An 18,646-nucleotide genomic window follows, 5' to 3' on the forward strand; every position below is an offset into this window, starting at 1 on the left:
CCTCGGCGAGTTGGGTGAGGAGCTCCAGATAGACGGCCTGCGCCTCCTCGCGCAGGCCCGCCGCCCACGGGGCGTACGGCTCGTCGTCCAGGCCGGCACCCCGGCAGCAACAGCCGTCGGCGTGACGACAGCCGACTTCGATCCGGACGGCAAGGCAGACGCCGCGGTACGACGACGGTCAATCCGTTGGACAGCGCCATGCCCGCGAGCCAGGACCAGTGCGCAAGGTCCGTGGGTGTCAGTTCTCGTTGCTATCCCTCGCGATGCCTGCCTTGAACAGCATGTTCAGCGGGATGCAGGACCAGCTGGATGAGGACCCGGTGCTGGACGGAGCGGTCCAGGCGATAGCCGGGTACGCCGACAACCTTTCGGAGCCCGTCCGGATCGTGCAGCAGCTGCTGCAGCATTTTGAGCTAGGCGACGAACTCGTGGCCACAGAGGCGTCCATCCCGGCCGCGGTCGCATGGGTGACCGATCTGCATCCTCTGACGGAGTCCCTCAAAGCTTCCAATGCTCACGCAGCGCGCCACTGCAAGTACCAACACCGTGCCGTGATTCGAGCAACGCCCGGCGGGCGGTCGGAGCCCGCGCCGCCCTGCCTTGCGCAGCGCCTGCCGGGCGTTCAGCAGCTTGGCCGTTGTCCTCCGAGCGCCAGCGCCCACAGGTGGGATGGTTCAGACAAGTCACCAGCCCGAACGACAGAACCCCCGTCCACATCGGTCTGGCCATCACGCCCCCGCCTCACCACCGGGCCGCACCCCCCTCGGCACGGCGTCTGCCCGCACGGAACCGCAGCACCCTCCCCCGCCGGAACGCCAGGCCGGCCCCTGCGCCGCCGACAGAGTTAAGCCGTCAAGCCGTGGGGTGTTATGCCGTCTCTTTCAGATCTTGCCGAGGTCCGTCCCTGCGCCCCAGCCGACGCGCAGGGGTCGGCTGAGGGTGGAGGCCGGGCGGGTGGGTCACCAGGGGCCGAAGAACCGTGTCCACCAGGTGGGCCGTGCTGCGAAGTGCTCCAGCGCGCTGGGGCCCTCGTAGTCGCTCTCCATCTTGCGGAGCTGGCCGGCTCCCCGCCCCCGCGCGGAGCTACTCAGTGAGCCGGTGCGGCTGGCGTCGGCAACCGGGGGCCGACAGGCGGGACTTGGCGATGTTGCGGATGCGCCGGGTACGGCCACCCTCAGCCAGTGCTGCCAGAGCGATCACGGCCGAGGACTCCTCTGCAATGTGAAGCTGAAGCCAGTTGGAGGCCGCGAGCAGGACCTCGGTCTCCCACGGCTCGTCCAAAGTCATCGCCCGCAGCAGAGTCCACTCACGCAGGCGCCGGGCGGAGAAGTCGTCCACCGCCACGGGACCGGTCATCTCCAGGCACCAGGAAGGATAGCCAGGGTCCGCGAGCAGTTCAGCGGTCCGCCGGTCCAGGTACTCGCATACGGCGCTGCTCGCCATCCCCGTATCGAGGTCGGTGAGCACACGGGTGACGAGGGCGGCTGCATCCGCTGCGGCTACCTCCTCGAATGCCCTCCGGTAGTGGGCAAACCGCACGTCGTCCGGTTCCCCATCCAATTCATCAGCTGACACCGCATCGCCCAAAATCGCCATCCCATTTCAACCGCTGGGAGGTGGAAGTCTGTCACAGCCGACGATCCTGAAGCTTCTGACGGGTACTGCAGCAGATCCGGAGCAGCAGGCGTTCGACCGCTTGTCCGCAGCCGACCACATCCCCCACCTGAGGGGGCTCGGGGACCGAGCCAACCACGGCCGGGGGCGTGTGCACGACGACTTCCACGAATTCGTGCTCATCGAACGCTCAGTTGGACGGATCACGCTACTCGTCGCGGCCGACGATTGAGTCGATCAGCATAGGAAGGACGCCTGAGAGGTCAGGAACGGAGCCAGAGCCGAAGCGCGGCCAGGGTCACCGCGCCGTGGACCCCCCGGCCCGTCACAGCCTGCCGAACGGCGGTAGGCCGGCTTCGCCGGGTCCCGCAGGCCGCTGGTCAGATACAGCGACGGAATGCCCGAGAGCCTGCCTGCCGACGTAGCCGACGTGCTTGCGGCAGTCCTGAACTCGGGCAATCAGGTTCATGTCGCGCTCCGGAGACAGGTTCCGCACCTCAGTGTGCGACCTCGCTGTACATGCGGGTGCGGTACCGCCTACTTCGAACCCGACACCACCGAGGTGGAGCCCGCCCCCACCGTCCTCAGCACTGTCGTGGCGGGCGAAGCACAGCCCGTCACCGAGGCCGGTGAGTGCCCCGGTGAGGTCCTGGCCTTCACGTAGGGCGGCTGCCTGTCGTGGCTGGAGGTCTGTTCATGGAGCGACGACATCAAGATGACGCTGGCCGCCGCGCATCATTGGCTGCATCGACGCCTTTGATCCCGAACGGCCAGCGTCCAGCTATCTCCTCTCTGCACGACACCCCTCCGAAACGGCCAGCGGCACACCAGGCCAATCCAGCCTCGCCCTGAGGGCCGGTTGCAGGGTGGCGACCAGCAGACTGGGATCCGGGGCCTCAGCGCGGCCAGCGTGGTCGGCCAGCAGGTCCGACGGAAGCCGGCAGCCGTCCCAGTCGTGTCCGGATCGACTGGAGGACGTTGGGCGCAGCGTCCTGCCGCTGCCCGGGGTTCACCCGTTTGGGGCCACCCTCGGCATGATGTCGAGGTCACCCGCCGCGACCCGGGCGAGAAGGGCTTCAAGGTCATCCCGCGGCGCTGGGTGGTCGAGCGGACTTTCGGCTGGCTGATGAACCACCGCCGACTGGCCCGCGACTATGAAACTCATCCGCACCGTTCCGAAGCGATGATCCGCCTCGCAGTGATCGACCTGATGAGCCGCAGGCTCACCCGAGAGTCAACTCCGAACTGGAAGGACTCATAGCCAGAGCGCGAGCAGCAGACTCGCCGGCCCGACAAGCCCACCCGGCGATACGAGAGGATGCAGGTTAGCCCCTCTCAAGAGAGCGAGACGTACGGTGACTGAACCGGCCCCGGTGAACCTGATCGATCTGGGAGACGCGGATGGCAACCGCTGCGTCGTCCGCGTGACCGGCCGCTACCAACCCGGAGTACTGACCGGCCACGACATTCTGCAAGCCGATGTCTTGGTCTCCGCGAGTTTCGTCGACGCCAGACTTGAGCTCCACCTGTTCCGGCAGGACCTCAACACCTGGCAGCACGACTTGACCCAGTTCACACCGGGCAAGGGCGCAACCATCGGTGGCGACCGCGGGCTGAGTCTCGACTTCTTCATGCACGAGGACCGCACGTTGTCGTTGATGGTCCAGGACCCCGACCGCATGAGCCTCGCGCTGGGGATCGGACCAGAGGAGACCTGGATTCAGGACCACCACCAGCGACTCGACCAGGTCCGAAAAACCTGGCCCAGCGAAGTCGTGGAGACGGCTCCCATGAGCTACGAGTGGGGCTCCAACCGCAAACGCTAAGTCGGACGCACGCCCCCGAAGGTCAGCCACATCGACTACTTCTCAAACACCCCTGCCGGGACAAAACGCTCTTTTATGCGAACACGTGATGGCCGCGGGCCGGGACCGGGGAACGGACCCTGACCTGGCGCAACGGATCCAAGGCCGCGATGAGCTCGCACTTCGTGCTCCTGCGCGTCCGCCTCGCCGGCAGGCGGCCCAAGCCCGCCGCCGATGGCACGATTCCCGTGGTCTGGCTGATCGCCCCATGGCCCGAGGGGCACGACGAGCCGGTCAGGTACTGGATCTCCAACCTGCCGGCCGGCACCCCCGCCAAGGACCTCGTCCGCCTCGCTAAAGCCCGCTGGCGGATCGAGCACGACTACCGCGAGCTGAAGACCGCTCTGGGCCTGGACCACATCGAGGGCCGTTCCTTCGCCGGCTGACACCGGCACGTCACCCTCGTCACCGCCGCCCACCTGTTTCTGACCGAACATCGGAGGAACCCAAAAGCCCCTGCCAGGTTCTGACCCTCTACCGGCCTTGGACCTCCTCCAACACCTCATCGCCACCTGGACCGGTACCTGCCCCACCTGCCAGCAAACCGTGCCATGGCAGCTCTACGACACCACCTAACAAAGCACTACTAGGCAGTGTCGTGTGGATCAGGCCGGCTCCGGGAGACGGCGCCGTGCGGTCGAGCGCGACCCCGGCACGAGGCAGTGATTCGGTGATCGGTCTTCGGATTCGACGCACGGCTCGTACGATGTGAGCTGCCACGCGAAGCAGTTGAGGGGGAGTCATGTCGCAGCTCGTGCGCTTGCAGATGCCGGACGAGAAGGTCATCTGGGCAACGGTCGACGACGGCGACGGGCCGAGCGACTCGGGTCTCGGCGAGCGAATCACGGAAAAGCTCGACGGGTTCCAGGAGGCGCTCCAGACCGTCGCCTCCAATGTGCGCAATGCGGTGGCGTCAGCCCGCCCCGACGAGACCAGTGTCGAGTTCGGTCTGGAACTGGCCGTCGGTGAGAGCGGCATTGTCGCCGCAGTAGTCGGCGGCAGCGGCAAGGCGGCGTTCAAGGTGACGTTGACCTGGAACGGCCAGGGGCTGCCCGCCACACCGGCGACACCGGTCGTGCCACCGCAGCCGGCACAGCCCCCGGCCGTACCCCCGGTGCCACCGGTTCAGGACTGAGGCCGTCCGCTGTGCGCAGGCCCTCACCCCAGTCCCTTCTTCAGGAACACCTGGGCTCCTGTCGCGTGCGCGTGCAGGGGGTAACGCAGGGGACGGGTTTCTTCGTCGCCCCGGGCCACGTCGTGACCTGCGCCCATGTGGCGGGGGCGCAGCCAGGGACTCGGTTGCCCGTCTTCTGGGAGGACACGGAGTTCGAGGGAATCGTGCTGACCGCGTCGGCCCCGCCCAAGGGCAGGGAACTGTGGCCGTATCCCGATCTGGCTGTCGTACGACTCCTCGACGCCCCCTCGGGTCACCCGTGCGTCTGGCTCGACACCGTGACTCCTTCGCGTGACGCCGGCCTGACCGCGATCGGCTTCTCCGACGTCTACGAGCCCGGCAGCGCGGCTGAGCGCTCCGCCGCCCTCGTCCGCGGGGGCACCACGAAACTGCAGGTCGGCGAGATGCTGGAGCTAGTGGGCGGCGAGGTCAACAAAGGGCTGTCCGGTGGCCCGGTGCTGAACCACGAGTCCGGTGGTGTCTGCGCGATCGTCAAGGCGACCAGACTGCGGAACACATCCATGGGAGGTCTGGGTACCCCCGTGAGCGCCCTGAGGCTGCTGGACCCGGACGTCTACCGCAACCTCATCCGGGCACACGACGCCTTTCACGGGCAGGACGACCGATGGTCCCGGCTGTCCGACCGCGTCGTGAGGCATGACGCGGTCGGGGCCGACGAGGGCCTCGACACGGCGCTCAATTCCACCGAGGAGCGGCAACTGCTGGCGCTCATCTCCCAGTTGCCGGAGGACTCGATGGACGAGACCCTCTCCGGTACGAGCAGTCATCTCGCCGCGTTCTTCGCCGCGGCCGTCGAAGGCGCCCTCCCGCCCGCGTCGTACCCGCTGCTGGACCACCGTGACGTCTTCACCCAGCTGGCCGCCCAGATGCCGCCCGAGGACGGTGGGCTTCCTTACGAGCTGGCCTTCGCTGCCGACCTCGTCCGCCGGGGCGCGACAGCGGGGCCGGCCTGGCAAGGCGCTGTCCAGCAGCTGCGCGACCGAGTGCTGATCACGGCGGGCAGGCTGGGACTCGGTGACACGATGCAGCAACGTCTGGCCGAGCAGCCCGGGCCGAAAGTCCAGCCCTCGATCATCGGCAGGATTCGACACTCCATGCGCGACCGGCGGCTGTACCACGTCATGGTGTGGCGATACCGCTCGGCGAGCGACATCCGGCCGGCCGCCCCGGAGTCGGACGCGCTTCCCCTGGACCAGGCGGTTAAGCATATGGCGGAGCTGCTGCCCGCGCAGATCGAGATCATGGGTGGGGCCACCAGCCCCGGTCTGATCGAGTTGATCCTTCCCGTGGAGGCACTCGACGAAGGCTTCGCCGATCTCAAGCTCTGGCCGCGGTTGCCCTGGTTCTCGCTGGGCCGCAAGCAACAGGTGGTCGTCCGGCCGCTGGAGCGACACGAGGCGCCCTCGTTGCATGCTGCGTGGGCTGAGCGCTGGCAGCAACTGGACGGCAAGGCGGTCGGCGACATGGTGGTGTGCGTGTGCGGCCGAGGTGACCAGGATCAGGCCGCACTGGACGCCTCGTTCGACAACGACCCGGCGTTGGGCGCGCTCGCGCTCGCGGGTACGCCCCAGTCGCCACCGGTCTCGGACGCCTACCAGGTGGCCGTCGCGTCCGGAGTACCGATGATGATGTGGCGGCGGGGCAGCCCGGCCTGCGAGCGCGCCGACGGCGGCAGGTGCGGGGTACCGGGCCGTCGGGCGTGCCCCGGCAACGGATTCTTCACCGAGCTGTGTGCCTCCTTGGACGACGCGCGGCGGGACGACCTGCCCGAGCGGATCCGCCGGTTGCGCGTCGATGCGGAGAAGCCCCCGAAGAGGGAGGGGCACCTCGGTGGCGACATCGTTCTGCTGTGGGACGACCCGCTGCGCCAAATCCCTCGATCGCCTTTGGCCCCGGCCCAGGAAGGACGCTCCCGATGAGCGAGTGGCGGATCTATCAAGGTGTGCGCGAGCCGCACGACGGCATCGACCGCCTGCCGGCCCCACCGCCGTGGCGGGACTTCGAACACACCGGTGAGGTGACGCCGTTCGACCGGAACGTCGAGTCCCACGGGGACCGGCGACTGCCGAAGGCCGACGCGTACAAGGCCGAGGAGGACACGGTCGAGGCAGTGAACACGGCCCTCTACTTGCGCCGCCCCCTGCTGGTGACGGGCGATCCCGGCGTAGGGAAGTCCACACTGGCCTACGCGGTCGCCCGTGAACTGAAGCTGGGCACGGTGCTGCGCTGGCCGATCAACAGCAAGTCCGGACTGCGCGACGGTCTCTATCAGTACGACTCCCTGGGCCGTCTGGAGGACGCCGGAGTCACCCGCGCGGTCAGGGACGCCCCACCGGGTTCCGAGGAGGAAGAGGAGCGCGCCACGGACATCGGGCGCTACCTGCGGCTCGGGCCGCTCGGGACGGCCCTTGCGCCGTACGCGTTGCCGCGCGTCCTGCTCATCGACGAGATCGACAAGAGCGACATCGACCTGCCGAACGACCTCCTCGATGTCTTCGAGGAAGGCGTGTTCGAGATCCCGGAGCTTTCCCGGGTGGTCGACAGACATCCCACGGTCCGGGTCCGTCCGGCGGACGACGGCGAACCGGTCAAGGTCGTGAGCGGCAAGGTACGCTGCCGCACCTTCCCCTTCGTCATCCTGACGAGCAACGGCGAACGCGAGTTCCCACCCGCGTTCCTCCGCCGCTGTGTCAGGCTCAATCTCCCCGCCGTCGACAGCGACGAACGGCTGCGGACGATCGTGAAGGCGCATCTCCCCACCGCGGCCGAGGACGTCGACGAAGTCATCAGCCGGTTCCTCAGCCACGCTGCTTCGGGCGAGCTGGCCACCGACCAGCTTCTCAACGCCATCTACCTGGTGAGCCGTACGACAGGTGACGGTGCGCCGAGCCTCGATCGGCTCAGCGAATTGGTCTTCCAGCATCTCAATACGACGGTTCCGGCGAAACCGTGATCGAGCGGCTCGGCGCGTTGCTCGCCGACCTGTGTCCGGCAGAGCAGTCGCCCACACCTCGCGAGGTCGCTGAACTCATCTGGCTGGCACGGCACTTGCCCGAGGAGACCGGGCGGACCTCGTCGACCGCCATGCCGACCGAGGGACGTTCGACGCCGCCCGCTCTGGAAGGCGGCGCCGAACAGGAGCCACCAGAGGCCGGTGACGACGACCGCTCCGAGTCCGAGGTCACGCGGTTGTACGTGCCCAGGCGCCCCTCCCCGGACGGAGAGGAGGAGCCACAGGTCGAACGGGCGGCGCCGGTCCGCGTCACGGGTCCGCCGGCGCTGCCGCGCCGCCGCGAGCTGGCGCGTGCCCTGCGCCCGCTCAAACGGCGCGTTCCCTCCAGGGTCCGGACCGTCCTGGATGAGGACGCCACCGTCAGCCGGATCGCCGATCACGATCACTGGATCCCGGTCCTCGCACCGGCGGCAGACCGATGGCTCGACGTTCGGATCGTCCTGGACTCCTACGGTGAGAGCGCCGTCTTCTGGGAGCCGCTCGCTCGTGAGCTGCGCACGTTGCTGCTCCAGCTCGGCGCGTTCCGCGATGTCCGGCTGCACTGTCTGGCTCCCCGCGGCGACGGCGCCCCCGGGATCGGAACAGGAACAGTTTCGTCAACGTCGTCGCAGCCGCTTCGCTCGACGGGGTCGCTCGTCGATCCGACCGGCCGCACGGTGACCCTGGTCCTCACGGACGGCGTGGCACCGGCCTGGCGCGCCGGCCCGATGCTCCAGGCGCTGCGGACGTGGGCGGACCACGGCCCGACAGCCGTTCTCCAGACCCTCCCCGAGAACGTGTGGGCACGGACAGCCCTGGCGCCCGAGCCGGGGCGCTTTCGCAGCACAGAGGCGGGCAGTCCCAATTCCCGTTTGCTGTATACGGGTTACGGGCTGCGGCCACCCGTTGTGGGACACCGCGTCCCGGTACCGGTGCTGGGGGTCACTCCCGAATGGCTGGGGCCGTGGGCACACGCGATCGCGCAACCGGCCGCGTTCGACGGAGCGGCCATGCTGCTGCCCGTGTCACCCGGATCTCCGCACCACCGCGTCGATGCGCCCGGGGACATCGACGTACCCGACCGGAGCATCATGCTCGAAGACTTCCAGGCCCAGGCACAGCCGGATGTCCTCCGTCTCGCCGCGTATCTCGCCGCCGCCCCGCTCAATCTCGGGGTGATGCGGACTGTGCAGTCCGCGATGCTGCCGGCCAGCCCGCTGTCCGACCTGGCGGAGATCGTCTACAGCGGACTGCTGCGAAAGGTGAACGGCGGCAGCCGCCCGGACGACGCGCTGAACCAGGCCTACGAGTTCGTACCGGGCGTACGGGAACGCCTGCTGAGCAGCATCCGGCGGGACGAGGCCGACGAAGTGATCGCCGCGGTTTCGGCGTACGTGGACCGGAATGCTCCGACGAGCGGCGCTCGCTTCACGGCCGCCGTGCGGGACCCCGACGGAACGCTCGCCCTGCCGATCGGCGCGCGTCACTGGGCGGAGGTGCACAACCTCGTACGCCGACGACAGGGCAGGCACACGGCCCCGGCGACACCGCGCGTACGGACGCCGGTGGACGACCTGGTGCCGAAGCCCTCGGCGGAATCCGCAGGGAAGATCTCGGTCCCGTCTGGCTCGGACACGGAGGGACGCCGCTTCCTCGTCACCATCGGTGTCTCGCGTCATGAGGACCCGTCGCTGGGTGACCTCCCTGGCGTGCGGCCGGGCATCGTGCGTGTGCACGACATCTTCGAGAGGCTTGGCTACACACACGTACTGCTCGAACTGGCCGCCGATCCGAAACGCACCGAGCTGGTGCAGGGCCTGCGTGAATGGGCTGTCGACGCCTCACTGGGTCCCGCCGACGTGGTCGTCGTGTACTTCGCCGGATTCGCCGAGCGTGTGGGCGGGCAACTGCGTTTGCTGGCCTCCGACAGCGTGCGACAGGACGCACGCACCACCTTGATCCCCGAGGCGGCGTTCGAGGGCCTGCTCCGCAGCGGAGTCGGGCATCTGCTACTCCTCATGGACACGTGTGTCGGCGATCCGGATGCCGCCGGCGACGACACCTTTCGGCGGCTCGTCCATTCCTCTCGGCCCGGGGTCGAGCTGTCAGTGCTCAGCGTTTCGGCCAGTTACGAGTCGGAGGAGGGAAGCCGGTTCATCGTGGCGCTGGCTCACGCATTGTCCGTTCCCGTGACCGTCGGCAGTGGTCGCTTCATCGATCTGGGGGAGGTGCGGCGAAAAATGTCGGAGTTCCTCGGCTCACGGTATGGCGGAGCGGGCGGGGAGGTTTTTCTCTCCACGTCGGGTGCAGCAGAGCAGCCGTTCTTCCCGAACCCGGAGCGCTACGACGTGTTCGTCTCGTACGCGCATGAGGACGGGCAATGGGCGGTCACGTTGGCCGAAGATCTTCGGCGGCGAGGACTTGCGGTGTGGCTCGACCGCTGGGAACTGTCCCTGGGACAGGATGTGGCCGCACGCTTGCGGGACGGGCTGGCGAAGGCCGACGTGATGGTGGCCGTGGTGAGTCCGGGGTGGCTCGCTTCCGAGTGGGCCAACAGGGAGTTCGAGGCGGCCACCGCGGACGGCCGCACGCGGGTGTTCCCGGTGCTCTGGGGGGGGTTGACGAGAATCCCCTCCTTCATCGCCGAACGGGGGTACTTCGACTTCCGTAGAGGGATGACGCCGGATGAGTACGAGGAGAGTCTTCGGCAACTGGTACGCGCGATCCGGGCGTTGCCGGCTTCCGCACGCCCGGCGGCGCCGCCAGCGGCGTTGTCCTGGCTCACTCGGCCGATGCAGGACAGCGGGATCCGCGCGGGGGGGCGTGACTCCTTCACGCTGTTCGGCCATCCGACCGACTGCCACATCTACGAAGGTGACGGAACCCGCTCCATCGAGGAGGAAAACGTCCGCATCCGCTACACCCCGGAGCGCGTGACGTTCCCCGAGGAGATCGCAGGCTGGCGGCGGACGATCGAGGACCAGGAGCAGCGCAAGGAGGCGGCGGGCGTACCGTACAGCTGGAACTCCCGCCGCTTCGCCGTCGATGGACTGACCGTGTCCCGCACGCACATCGGCGAGTCGCCGATCGTCACGCTCTCGCTACGGGATGCCGACTACTTCGACTTCCTGACCACATCCATCAACCTCGACCGCCCGCAGACGAATGGGCTGACTCTGCGCCAGCAGTACCTGGAAAACCGGGACCCCGTCCACGCCCCCTCGTTCATGTCCTGCAGCTTCGGAGTTCACGTGGCCGTACGGACCCGCAGGGACGGCAAGATGTTGTTCTCGCACCGCAGCGGCAGGGTCGCGGGACCGAACCGCTCGCGCTGGAACTCTTCGGCGAACGTGGGCATGGCAGTCAACGACGACCTCGGGCCAGACATGCGGATCAGCTTGCACGCCGTGGCCCGGCGCGCCCTGCGCGAGCAACTGGCGATTCAGGCGGCGGACAGCCTCGACCTCGAACTTCTCGGCTTCGGCCTGGACCTCCGGAACAACCAGTGGGCGGCGTTCTTCAGCGCGGAACTCCACGACCTGGACGAGCGGGCACTGCGCCAGCGATGGGCCCGCGGAATCGAGGACAAGTGGGTGCACGACAAATACGACTTCGTGCCTGCCGACCCCGATTCCGTGCTTTCGTTCCTGCTGAACAAGCACGTCGACACGTGGACGCCGTGCGCCCCGGCCGTGTACTACCTGGCCTTGGTCCGTGCCGCCGTACGCAGCCGCGACGGTGACCCGGCGGGACGCTTCGACGTCGAAGTTGCGGAGCAACGGGTGCAGCGCGCGGCAGGGGGGGCGGACGGCTGAGGTCAGCTGTCAGTCGGACAGTCCGACGCCTTCTCCCACAGAGGCTCCCGTCGACGAATCCGCAGGCGAGGGTGACCATGGCTTTGTAGTGGCGGGCGACCAGCACAACCTGACGCGCTTCCAGTTCCTCGCCCCAGCCTCACGCCGCTTCTACCCCGACTGGGAGCTGTGAGGTTGTTCCTGTTTGGTGGACAGGTTGCGTGTGTTGGTCAGGCTGCGGTGGTTTCGTACTCGGCTGGGCTTTGGTAGCCGAGGCTGGAGTGGAGTCGTCGGGTGTTGTACCAGCCCTCGATGTAGTCGAAGATCGCGCTTCGCGCGACGGACCGGCTGTGCCACCGGCGCTGGCTGACCAGCTCGTTCTTGAGGGTGGCGAAGACCTGGCTGGTGTACTGGCTGCCGTGGTCGGAGTGGAAGACGACCGTTCCTTCCGGTTGCCGCTGGTGGCAGGTGGCCTTGAGAGTGTCCGCGGCCAGTGAGGTGCCCAGGTGGTCGGCGGTGGCCCAGCCGGCGACGCGGCGGGAGGCGATGTCGATCACGGTGGCGAGGTGGAGCCGGCCCTCGCCGGTCGCGATGTAGGTGATGTCGCCGCACCAGCGGGTGTCGAGGGCGGCCGGGTCGGGCCGGAAGTCGCGTCGGACCAGGTCAGGTCGGGTTTGTGCGTGAGGGTCGGGGATGGTGGTCCGTTGTCCGCGCTTGCGGTGCCAGCCGGTGAGACCGGTGGCCCCGCATCAGTCGGGCGACCCGTCGCCGGCCGCAGGAATGGCCGTCGCGCAGGAGGGCGGCATGGACGCGCGGGGCGCTGTAGAGGCCGCCGGACCGGGTGTGGACTTCGGTGATCTGGGCGGTCAGCTCAGCGTCCCTGGCTGCCCGGAAACCGGGGTGACACTTTGGCGGGCGTAGTAGGCGGACCGGGAGACCTTCATCAGTTCACACGCCCGTTTGACGTTGTGACCTGCCTGCTTCTCCGCCTCGATGAACGGGTCGACGGTCACCGGGTCCCCCTCGCGAAGAATGCCGTGGCCCGCTTGAGGATCTCGATGTCCTCCCGCAGGCGGCGGTTCTCCCGCCGCAGTTCGGCGAGTTCCGCCCACTCGTCACGCTCGATGTCCTTATGCTGGTTGCTTCCGTCGGCCTGGGCCAGCCAGAGCCGCACTGCGGTCTCGGTCAGGTCGAAGTCCTTCACGACCTCGGGCACAGACCGGTCAGCCCGCAGGCACAACTCGACAATCTCGGCCTTGAAATCGGCCGTGAACTGCCGCCTGGGCCGCGGCTTCTTCTTCGGCATGTTCTCCATCATGGACACCACTCCCCGGGCACCAGCCCAGATCTCGGATGTCCGCCAAACCGAAGCAACCTCAGTTCGGATGGCCGGACACAGACGGAGTCAGGCCCAGGGGTCATCGCGCTGGACACCCGGGAGCGCGTTGTTCAGCATCTGATCGAGGATGCGGTCAAGTCCGTTGTCGTCGACATGTGCAATCCACGGCACACCGTCGAGGACCTCTGCCAGGCCATCCGTGACCAGAACATCAAGCGTTGCCCGCAAGTCGTCCGGGACGGGATCGTCCACGAGGCAGAGCCAGGCCAGTGCGGCAGGCACTCGGACATCTGCGGGCTGTGTGGGATCAGCCCAGAGGGCGCGGGCCCAGACGGCGGTGCCGGCGATAGTGTGCTCGCGGCCCAACTCCGCAACGGCCAGAACGAGGCTCGCGCGGACCCGGGGAGTCTTCTCCATGATCAGGCGAGCACGGAGGGCGTCGGTGATGCGGCCTGCCTCGCCCGAGACAGTGGCCAGGGTGTAGCAAGTGGAGGTACGAACGTCGGAGTCCGCATCGTCGAGAAGCGGAAGAAGCAGGTCGACATCGGCCGTGACGGCGTTGCGTGACGCTTCGATGGACCAGTTCATCAAGTATCCGCCGCAGTCGCACCGCAGTTCCTGCGTGGCCACCCTGAGGAAGGTACTGCGAGTGCCGTATCCCCAGTGCTCTTGTCGCGCTGCCGCGGCTGCCAGGCCGAGTATGCCTGCACGTACATGCGCCGAGGGGTCGGCAGCGGTCCGCAGAAGGAACGGCACCGTCAGCGGGGCCACCGAACCGACCGTGCCCTGGTGAACGACACTGCCCCACAGTAGATCCAAGGCCAGCCTAGCCGTCTCGGCATCCTGGGAGCGCAAGCGGGTCAGTCGCTCAGTCACATCGTGTCCCGAGCCATAGGCATGCCCGAAACGGCTCCAGGCCACCTCTTCGAAAAGGAATCCGTCCTTGACGTTCTTCGGCATGCCCGCGATCACCGCGCGCACGTCGAGCTGAGTTCCCTCGTACAGCTCGAATCCGTGAACCTGTACCTCCTCGTGATCGAACACGAGCTCCTCAGACGTCATGCTTCTCCCCCGTTGCGCCGCCGGTCGGACATCCCCCTGTCGTATCACGCCGCACCGGCACCGCCTGCCGAGCATCCGTGGCTCACCTCCCGCTCCTCAGTGAATGCCAGATCACCCTTCATCCCGACGCCCCGGCTGCGGTCAAATGGACAGTTTCAAGCCCTGTCCACAAGATGCCTTGTGCACAGACGGTCACTGAGCATGACGAATCCGATCACCATCCCGACCTCCAGTGGGAACGGAACTCCCCCGCGTCGAACACCGAGCCGAGAACGAGTCCGGACAGGCTAAGGAGAACTCCCACTCCTGATGAACACCTCGTGGTGCCGCCGACCACGGCGAAGGGGTGGCGTGCCGCGGGGCGGGCGGCGAGGATCATCCCCATGGGTCGGGGAAGGAACTGGGGCGTCCGTGCGGGAGTGGCCTGCTGTGTGGCCGCGGTGGTCTGGCTGGGCGCGATGGCGGTGCGGGACGGTTGGGGCGAGGCGGACCCCGTCGCCAGTGTCCTGGGAGCCACGGCGGGGATCGCCGCGCTCATCGTGGCGTTGCGCATGTCCAGCGCCGGTAAGGCCTCAGAGGCGGGACTCCCCCTGTCCGCGGCGCCGGTGGTGCCCGACTGGGTGGTGGACAGGGCCGAGGTGAGGGAAGTCGTCGCCGCGGTGTGCCGTCGGCGGGGCGGTGGGGCGGTGGGTATCACCACGGGTCTCCATGGCGCGGGCGGTTTCGGGAAGACCGTGCTAGCCAACGTTGTGTGTGCGGATCCCAAGGTCCGTCGCCATTTCCGCGGTCATGTCTACGTCGTCACGATCGGGCGTGAGGTGCGCGGTCGATCGGCGATCGCGGCGAAGGTGGCCGAGGTGACCCGGTATCTCACCGGCGATGCGCGGGACATCGGTCAGGACCCCGACCTGGCAGGCCAACACCTGGCGGGCCTCCTCGCACAGCAGCCCCGCATGCTGCTCGTCTTGGACGACGTCTGGGAAGCCGAGCAACTGGCGCCGTTCCTGCAAGGTGCCTCTCGCACGTGCGTCAGACTGGTCACCACGCGAAACCCCGGTGTGCTGCCACCGGGATCGAGGCCCGTCACCGTTGACCGGATGTCGTCGCAACAGGCGCTGGCGGTCCTGACGCACGGTCTGGATCTACCCGAGTCAATCTCACGCGCCCTGGTCGACGCCACGGGTCGATGGGCACTGCTCCTGCGCATGGCCAATCAGCGTCTGGCTGCTCAGGCCGCCACCGGCGCCGACCCCGCCGCCGCTGCCTACCAGCTCCTCAACCGGCTGCGTGCGCAGGGGCCGACCGGCGCGGACGATCCCGATGCCCCTTTGGACTTGAACGACCCCAAGCGACGCAACGCCGCCGTACGCGCGAGCATTCAGGCCGCCACCACCCTGCTGCCGCCCAACGGCGGCCGACGCTTCGCCGAACTCGGCATCTTCGCCGAGGACGAAATCATCCCCGTACCGCTGGTACTCCGGCTCTGGCAGGCCACCGGTCATCTGGAGGAAGCACGGGCGCGAGCCTTGTGCAAACAGATGGCGGACCTGTCCCTGCTCACCCTCGACACCACCGTGGCTGAAGGCGTCGTACAGGTCCACGACGTCGTCCGGGACTACCAGCGCGCCGAACTCGCCGGCGAGCTGGCTGCGGTGAACCGCACGTTCGTGGATTCCCTGGCCGTGGACCTACCCCAAGCTGTCCCCGCTTCGGACACAACGACACCCGTGGTCAGAGCATGGTGGCAGACCGAAAGCCGCTACCTGCAAGACCACCTCATCGGACACCTCGTGGACGCCGGCCGGACAGACGCTGCGCAGGCGCTGGCCGGTGACCTGCGCTGGATCAGGGCGCACCTGGACCGGCTGGGGCCCAACGCCGCCATCCGCGACCTCGATCGCGTTCGAACCCCGGCCACGCGCACCATGGCACGGGATCTGGCCCGTGCGGCGCACCTGCTCACACCGACCGACCCGCCCGAGGCCCTCGACGCCGTGCTCCGCAGCCGACTTGGACCGCTTCCCCATTGGAACACCCACCGCATTCCCCTCCCCACCTCCCACCCCACTCTGGTCAACAAGTGGGCCCCACCGGACCTGCCCGACCCCTCGCTGATGCGCAGCCACGCCGACACGAACCACGGCGCGACCGCCCTGGCCGTGAACGCCCACGGCACATGGTTCGCCACCGCCGGCCAAGACGGCGCCGTTCGCATCCGGAGCGTCAGCACCGGCACGGAGATCAGGACCTTCGGAGAAGCTCAGAACGGCCCCCTGGGCACGCTGACGATCAGTCCGACGGACACGTGGCTGGCCACAGCCAGTGTGGACGGAACCGTACGCGTGTGGGACACGGCGTCCGGAGCTCACGTACACACCCTCGCCGGCAACACCAGCTGGGTAGTCGCACTGGTCGCCGATCCGAACGCCGCATGGCTTGCCACTGTCAACCGCGACGGCACCACACAACTGTGGAGCACCACCTCCTGGAGTCGGCTGCGCACTCTCGCCCTACCGAGCGGCGCACCTGCGGCCTGGTCCCCGAACGCCGTGTGCGCGGTCGGCGCGACCACTGATGGCGCCCTGCTCACCACAGTCGACTCCGCCGGCACAGTGCGGACCTGGAACACCGCCGACGGCACCCTGCTGACCACCGCAACTTGCGGTGCGGGCCCGGTGCGCGCCGCCTCCGTCAGCCCGGACGGCAGGTGGCTCGCCATCGCCGGGAGCGGCGGCACGGTGAGTCTGCACACCACGGATACCGGCGCCGAGATCCGGGCGCTGACAGCCCATCCCCGTGCGGTGAACGCCCTGTCCGTCAGCCCCGACGGCACGTGGTTGGCCGCCAGTGGCACTGACGGCACGGTGCGGCTGTGGGACGCCGCGACCGGAGCCGAACTCAACGCCCTGACCGGAATCGACCATGTGCGGAGCATCGCCATCAGTCCCGACCGCACTTGGCTCGCCGCCCTCCGAGCAGACGGTGCGGTACGCGTCTGTGATACATCCGTCGATACGGGGCCGACCAGCGAAAGACGCCCGGTCGTCGCCGTACGTACCCTCGCGATCAGCCCGGACGGCACCTTGCTCGCGACGACCGGCGACGACGGGCTGGCTCGCACGTGGAACCCCGTGACAGGGGAGAAGACGGGAACACTGACCGGCCACCGTGGCCACCTCGACGCGGTGGCCATCAGCCCGGACGGCACCAGGATCGCGACGAGCGCAAGAGACGGATCCGTACGACTGTTCAACCGCATCACCGGGCAGGAGTCGGTCTCGAGCCGGCGAGGCAGTGTCCGAGCACTGGCCGTCAGGCCGGACAACACGACGGTCATCACGGTCAACCGGGACGGCTCGGCAGGCAGCCGAAGTTCTTCGATGGCATATGAGATCCCAGACCGCCTTGGCAAAGCCAACTCTGTGGCCGTCAGTTCCGACGGGAACTGGTTCGCGCTCGCCGCTCGGGGCAGCATCGAGATTTACACCGGGGACAGATGGTGGCGGGCGGAACGGCACGACCTTCGCGACGACAAGTGGACAAGGAACACCGGCGTGGCGATCAGCCCCGATGACACATGGCTGGCGGCATCCCAAGAACGTGGAACGATCCAGATCTGGGACATCCACAGCCGACACGCGATAGGGACGCTCATCGGCCATACCGGTCGGGTGAACGCGGTGGCCATCAGCCCGGACGGCACCAGGATCGCGTCGGCCGGCGCCGACATGACCGTGCGGATCTGGGACCCTGGCCAGGAGAGCGCACTGACACTCATGCGTACCCGCAGCCCACTCCACGCCCTCGCGTTCGGACCGGACGGCCGCTCCCTGTACGTCGGTGGCGACCACGGCCTGTTCGGATACTCCCTGGACCCGGCCACCACAAGACGGCCCTGACATGGGAAACGAGCCACAGGCCTACGCAGCCACCCCCGGCCGGCCGCGCCCCACGGAGGGCCGCCCCAGCGAGGCCCCTCCAGCTCCGTCTTCCCTCCACCCACCACGGCGTGCAGTCCGACCCGGTCCCTGTCGCAGGGTTGTGGGGACGCGGGGCGGAGCCCCTGCGCACAATCGGTCAGCGCCAAGCCATGACTACAAGATGCCTTCGACGCCGGAGACGTCGGTCCAGGACTCCGGCCGATCCCGAGCCTTGGCCAGGTCCGTCGTCATCGGGCGCAGCGTCCACGGGGCTGCGGTTCAGGCCCGCACCGATCCCGCTGAGCGCCGGATCCTGCACGGATACGCAGTCTGGCAGCACCTGCGGCGACTCCGACGTCCCCATCTCCAAGCCCTGAACGTCCGCTGCCACGTCACCGCAACGGCCAACTTCCTCGACTGGCTAGCCGGCAATGGCCTGACGCTCAGCGACTGCACCCAGGCTGACCTGGAGCACTGGACCTCATGACCATCAGCCAGCTTACCGTCGGCGACGTTCACCTCGACAACGGCACCGTCGCGATCACGTTCGGCACCTCGCCGGTCGTCCTCCCCGAGCCGCTGGCCGCACTCGTCCGCGAACTCGTCGCGACCCGCCGAGGCAAAACCAGGTTCGGAACACCGGACGACGTCCCCTGGCTGTTTCCCGGCGGCCGCCCCGGACACCCGCTCGGTGACGACCGGATCGGCCAGCGTCTCCACAAGATCGGGATCCGGCCCCGGCAGAACCGCTCCACCGCGCTGTTCACCCTCGCCGCCGACGTCAGCCGCCGTGTCCCGGAGAACCAATGAAAATACCGATCACCATCCACCAAGCACGGCTCGGATCAACGGAGTTCAAGGTCAT

General features: G+C 68.1%; 14 protein-coding genes and 2 pseudogenes. 10 read left to right on the top strand and 6 right to left on the bottom strand.

Annotated elements, in window-relative coordinates:
- Positions 1–1,083: 1,083 nt before the first annotated feature.
- The gene (locus ABT123_RS35955; RefSeq protein ID WP_351322524.1) at positions 1,084–1,596 is read right to left on the bottom strand and encodes a hypothetical protein; all 513 of its coding nucleotides are present in this window, start codon (positions 1,594–1,596) and stop codon (positions 1,084–1,086) included.
- A gap of 1,037 nt (positions 1,597–2,633) precedes the next feature.
- Here ABT123_RS35955 and ABT123_RS35960 point away from each other — a divergent pair.
- The 7 genes and pseudogenes from ABT123_RS35960 to ABT123_RS35990 form a co-directional block, all read left to right on the top strand.
- Positions 2,634–2,875: pseudogene (locus ABT123_RS35960) on the top strand (transposase); the annotation flags it as partial.
- 112 nt (positions 2,876–2,987) lie between these two features.
- Positions 2,988–3,440 carry a DUF5959 family protein gene (locus ABT123_RS35965; RefSeq protein ID WP_351322529.1) on the top strand — a complete coding sequence of 151 codons (453 nt, stop codon included), beginning with the start codon at positions 2,988–2,990 and terminating at the stop codon, positions 3,438–3,440.
- A 119-nt stretch (positions 3,441–3,559) separates the two neighbouring features.
- Positions 3,560–3,949, top strand: a pseudogene (locus ABT123_RS35970) (transposase); the annotation flags it as partial.
- Between the two features lie 272 nt (positions 3,950–4,221).
- On the top strand, positions 4,222–4,614 hold the full coding sequence (locus tag ABT123_RS35975; protein WP_351322531.1) for a CU044_2847 family protein: 393 nt from the start codon (positions 4,222–4,224) through the stop codon (positions 4,612–4,614).
- A 71-nt stretch (positions 4,615–4,685) separates the two neighbouring features.
- Positions 4,686–6,593 (top strand): VMAP-C domain-containing protein, encoded by a 1,908-nt coding sequence (locus ABT123_RS35980; RefSeq protein WP_351322533.1) that lies wholly within the window; start codon positions 4,686–4,688, stop codon positions 6,591–6,593.
- On the top strand, positions 6,590–7,627 hold the full coding sequence (locus ABT123_RS35985) for an AAA family ATPase (RefSeq protein WP_351322535.1): 1,038 nt from the start codon (positions 6,590–6,592) through the stop codon (positions 7,625–7,627). The genes ABT123_RS35980 and ABT123_RS35985 overlap by 4 nt, the downstream gene beginning before the upstream one ends.
- Entirely contained in the window at positions 7,624–11,481 is a 3,858-nt protein-coding gene (locus ABT123_RS35990) for an SAV_2336 N-terminal domain-related protein (RefSeq protein WP_351322537.1), read from the top strand. Before ABT123_RS35985 ends, ABT123_RS35990 begins: the two co-directional genes overlap by 4 nt.
- Before the next feature lie 209 nt (positions 11,482–11,690).
- Here ABT123_RS35990 and ABT123_RS35995 read toward each other — a convergent pair whose 3' ends face one another.
- The 5 genes from ABT123_RS35995 to ABT123_RS36015 form a co-directional block, all read right to left on the bottom strand.
- Positions 11,691–12,155, bottom strand: coding sequence for a DDE-type integrase/transposase/recombinase (locus ABT123_RS35995; RefSeq protein ID WP_351322552.1), 465 nt, complete (start codon positions 12,153–12,155; stop codon positions 11,691–11,693).
- The gene (locus ABT123_RS36000; protein WP_351322554.1) at positions 12,124–12,330 is read right to left on the bottom strand and encodes an IS3 family transposase; all 207 of its coding nucleotides are present in this window, start codon (positions 12,328–12,330) and stop codon (positions 12,124–12,126) included. Before ABT123_RS36000 ends, ABT123_RS35995 begins: the two co-directional genes overlap by 32 nt.
- A complete protein-coding gene (locus ABT123_RS36005) occupies positions 12,327–12,473 on the bottom strand; it encodes a hypothetical protein (protein ID WP_351322539.1) in 147 nt (48 codons plus the stop codon). Before ABT123_RS36005 ends, ABT123_RS36000 begins: the two co-directional genes overlap by 4 nt.
- Positions 12,470–12,766, bottom strand: a complete 297-nt coding sequence (locus tag ABT123_RS36010) for a transposase (protein WP_351322541.1) — start codon at positions 12,764–12,766, stop codon at positions 12,470–12,472. The genes ABT123_RS36005 and ABT123_RS36010 overlap by 4 nt, the downstream gene beginning before the upstream one ends.
- 99 nt (positions 12,767–12,865) lie before the next feature.
- A complete protein-coding gene (locus ABT123_RS36015) occupies positions 12,866–13,861 on the bottom strand; it encodes a hypothetical protein (protein WP_351322544.1) in 996 nt (331 codons plus the stop codon).
- A gap of 431 nt (positions 13,862–14,292) precedes the next feature.
- Here ABT123_RS36015 and ABT123_RS36020 point away from each other — a divergent pair, with 431 nt between their 5' ends.
- From ABT123_RS36020 to ABT123_RS36030, 3 genes are all read left to right on the top strand, one after another.
- Entirely contained in the window at positions 14,293–17,760 is a 3,468-nt protein-coding gene (locus tag ABT123_RS36020) for an NB-ARC domain-containing protein (RefSeq protein ID WP_351322546.1), read from the top strand.
- Positions 17,761–17,962: 202 nt separating this feature from the next.
- Positions 17,963–18,268: a hypothetical protein gene (locus ABT123_RS36025; protein ID WP_351322548.1), complete on the top strand. Its 306-nt coding sequence runs from the start codon at positions 17,963–17,965 to the stop codon at positions 18,266–18,268.
- Complete coding sequence (locus ABT123_RS36030; RefSeq protein ID WP_351322550.1) at positions 18,265–18,591, top strand: site-specific integrase; 327 nt, start codon at positions 18,265–18,267, stop codon at positions 18,589–18,591. Before ABT123_RS36025 ends, ABT123_RS36030 begins: the two co-directional genes overlap by 4 nt.
- The last annotated feature ends 55 nt before the right edge of the window (positions 18,592–18,646 follow it).

The sequence above is a fragment of the Streptomyces sp. NPDC002054 genome (assembly GCF_040296685.1).
In the GTDB taxonomy this organism is placed as follows: Bacteria; Actinomycetota; Actinomycetes; order Streptomycetales; family Streptomycetaceae; genus Streptomyces.